The organism is Blastomonas sp. UPD001 (genome assembly GCF_003426715.1).
Classification (GTDB): Bacteria; Pseudomonadota; Alphaproteobacteria; order Sphingomonadales; family Sphingomonadaceae; genus Blastomonas.
The window spans coordinates 1-578 of sequence record NZ_QKVT01000216.1 but is presented as its reverse complement, the minus strand read 5'-3'; the positions used below and the strand labels follow the sequence as shown (position 1 = coordinate 578).

The window sequence follows — 578 nt, the reverse complement described above, 5'->3', positions numbered from 1 at the left end:
ATAGCATTAATTTACCGTTAATAAAATCATATGAACTAATTGACACAAAAAGCAAGTTAATGCATACTAAATATAGAGAAAGCGGTTCCCGCCTGGACAGCAAACAACCGCTTCTCTACCCACAATTATTCATGGTGAATTCCATTATGACATCAACAGCTCTTGACGCTCAAGCGATCGCCCAACCTCAACTCCATTTTTGCCAAACACCAACAAGAGGTTGGGTGAATTTGGCTTATGCTCGTCAAATCCAGTTTCGCAAAATTCACATTCATATGTGTTGGCGGTTTGCTTGTCGCATCACTTGGAGTAATGGCGATCGCGAAACTTTTTTTGGAAAAGATGCAACTGTAATTGCTCAACAACTAGAGAAAATTACTCCAAAAAATAACAAAAAATAAATAAAAATGTATTACAAATAAGAATTATTCGTATTAATATACAAATAAGAGAGACGTTCCCACCTCCAAGTAGACAACGCCTCTCTTCCCAACCTTTATTAATAGGGAAAGAAAGATCCCCGACTTTTTTAAAAAGTCGGGGATCTGATGTATTTGGAGTTGTCGCAAATTTGTAAT

Annotated in this window: 1 protein-coding gene; it reads left to right on the top strand. The window is 36.9% G+C overall.

What is annotated here, in order from left to right; genetic code table 11:
• The coding region (locus tag DM995_RS23050) for a hypothetical protein (RefSeq protein ID WP_232824605.1) at nucleotides 1–401 on the top strand (401 nt) is incomplete at its 5' end.
• Between the last annotated feature and the right edge of the window lie 177 nt (nucleotides 402–578).